4 protein-coding genes are annotated in these 2,347 nt (G+C 68.9%); all 4 read left to right on the top strand.

Features of this window, described 5'->3' with window-relative positions:
- The coding region (locus tag ACFU99_RS41045; protein ID WP_384403120.1) for a hypothetical protein at window positions 1-229 on the top strand (229 nt) is incomplete at its 5' end.
- Window positions 230-349: 120 nt separating this feature from the next.
- Window positions 350-562 (top strand): hypothetical protein, encoded by a 213-nt coding sequence (locus tag ACFU99_RS41040; protein ID WP_384403117.1) that lies wholly within the window; start codon window positions 350-352, stop codon window positions 560-562.
- A gap of 29 nt (window positions 563-591) precedes the next feature.
- Window positions 592-1,629 carry a helix-turn-helix domain-containing protein gene (locus ACFU99_RS41035; protein WP_384403115.1) on the top strand — a complete coding sequence of 346 codons (1,038 nt, stop codon included), beginning with the start codon at window positions 592-594 and terminating at the stop codon, window positions 1,627-1,629.
- A 129-nt stretch (window positions 1,630-1,758) separates the two neighbouring features.
- On the top strand, window positions 1,759-2,106 hold the full coding sequence (locus tag ACFU99_RS41030) for a hypothetical protein (protein ID WP_384403112.1): 348 nt from the start codon (window positions 1,759-1,761) through the stop codon (window positions 2,104-2,106).
- The last annotated feature ends 241 nt before the right edge of the window (window positions 2,107-2,347 follow it).

Raw genomic sequence — 2,347 nt, 5'->3', positions numbered from 1 at the left:
GGCCCACACAGAGGCAAGGCCCACGTGCCGGCAACCGCGGCGTGGCGGCTGCTGGGCCCGATCAGCCTGCCCTGCCTCGTCCGGCGGCGGACGTGGAAAGCGACCGGGCCGCATCGCCGAGGGCTTCCGTGCCGACCCCCTGCTGGTCGACGGCGGCCCGACCAGCAACATCAGCGACACCCTCAATACCCGCGCCGTCTGGTGCCGCGGCACCCGCCTGGCGGCATGACCACGATCTCTCCCCGCCGGGGGAGGCACTCGATCGTCCGATTCTCTCCCGCTCGCTGTGCCACCGAGACCTTCTACGACCCGTTGCACCCTGGATCCCGAGCTGCGGGAACGGGGCACCGTGCGTCGCGCGGAACTGGACGGATTCGAAGAGCAGCCGGCCAATGGCGGGAAGCCGGCCGCGAAGAAGATGGTGCCGCTGCCGAGCGGGTCGGTGCGCGAACGCTCGGGGACCGAGCCAGGGGTGGATTTGCGACGACTTTCCGGGCTGGGGACGCTGGTGACGATGCGCGTGGAAGCCTGGAAGCGGGGCCCGTTTCTGCGGGTGCCCTGAGGGGCTGCTGTCTGCGAAAGCTGGAACCCATGGTGTTGCGCATCCACTTCGCCGCCGAGGACCTTGGCCATGTCCGGCTGATCACGGAGGCAGATCCGATGTGGGAGCTGGTCCTGAGCCTGCGGCGCCTTCAGAACCTTCCCGGTCCGCACTTGCGCACACGGCCTCACCAGGCCCGGCTGCTGGCCTCCGCCCGCCAGCGGTTGCGGCCCGGCCTCGCCGACCGGCTGCGCGACAGCGCCCACCTTCTGATGTCGCTGACCACCGCACACGACTTTCCGGACTTCATCACCCCGCCCCCGCGTTCGGCGGCGCCGGACGACTTCGCCACTGCACTCGACCGAGTGAAATCCACGCCCCAGCCCGACCTACAGGCTGACGTGCGCCGGGTGTTCCGCGAGGCGAGGCCGCCTCAGTGGGTGCGTCGTCTGGCCGCCGGCCGGGCTGCGGAGCGGCGGGAACTGGAGAAGGCACTGACCGCCTACCAGCAGATACTGCTCGCCCCGGGGTGGGACGAGATCGCTGACGCGGTGGGAGCGGAGCGGGGGGTCCAAGCGCGGAAGGCGGCCGATCACGGTGTGGGGGCGATGCTGACCACCCTGCACCCGTCGATGCGGTGGCAGCCGCCGGTCCTGGAGGTCCGCTATCCGAAAGACCGTGACCTCGACCTGGCGGGGCGGGGCGTCACGCTGATCCCGAGTTTCTTCTGTACCGGTGCGCCGGTCACCTGGATCAATCCGCAGTTGCCGCCGGTGCTGGTGTACCCGGCTGCTCCCGTCGGCGAGGACAGGAAGCCGCAGTCCCCGGGGACTTGTGCCTTGGCGCGGCTTTTGGGGGAGACGCGGGCGGCGGTTCTGCAGGCCCTCGCCGAGCCGTGCTCGACGACCCAGCTGGCGCGGCGTGTCGGGGTCTCCATCGGCACGGCGAGCAAGCAGACGGCGGTGTTGCGGGACGCGGGCCTGGCCACCAGCGCGCGGTTCGGCACCTCGGTGGTGCACCAGCTCACCTCCCTGGGGCAGCAGATGGCCGCTCAGTTCCCTCACCTGCCGCCGGTCGAGCCGGGCTGAACGCCCGGCAGCGGCCGCTCGCATCTGCGATGCCCGGAAGCCCTCACGCCGTGGTGTTTCCCCTGCGCGAGCCGGCTGACGGCCAACCAGCCCCGGGCGGAGGCCGGAGAACTCGGGAGGTGACCAGTGATGCGGTTCTGGCCGAAGCGCAGGCGTGACACCAGACCGAGGCTGACGGGTGCCGGCGTCTCTGCGACTGGTGTGGGCTTCAACTGGCAGCGAGAGGCAATCGACCGTCAGCGGGCACGCGAAGTCCTGCATCGGTTGGAAGACCACCGGATGCTCTACGACTCTTACGCTGCTCAGCGCATCCTGCCGGTCATCGAATCCGCTGAGCGGTTGCGTGACTACTTCACCGAGCAGATCCTGCTATGTCACTCCGACGTGTTGCACGATCACCTTCGTGACGTGCAGCCCGCGCCGGGCGCAAATGCCTTACACAGCTCTACCGCGCGCAAAGGTGGAGGAATGCCCTGAATGTGCTGTGGTCGGCACTGCAAGAACTGCGGGGCCAGGTGGTGGCATCACTGCCAAGGCGATGGCGGACGAATTCGATATCCACGTGGACGGCGATCTCGCCAGAATCAGTGAGTGGGGCGAGTCCGTAGCTCGGTGACATCAACCCACGGCAGTGGCTACTGCCACCTTCCGTTCGAACGCTTCCCGAGGGCCGGTGTGGAAACTCCCGGCACCTGCTTCCGCACCACCAGCAACAGTT

It is taken from the genome of Streptomyces sp. NPDC057654, assembly GCF_042800135.1.
In the GTDB taxonomy this organism is placed as follows: Bacteria; Actinomycetota; Actinomycetes; order Streptomycetales; family Streptomycetaceae; genus Streptomyces.
Note: the sequence above shows the minus strand (reverse complement) of the source record. Positions and strands in the feature narration are given on the sequence as shown.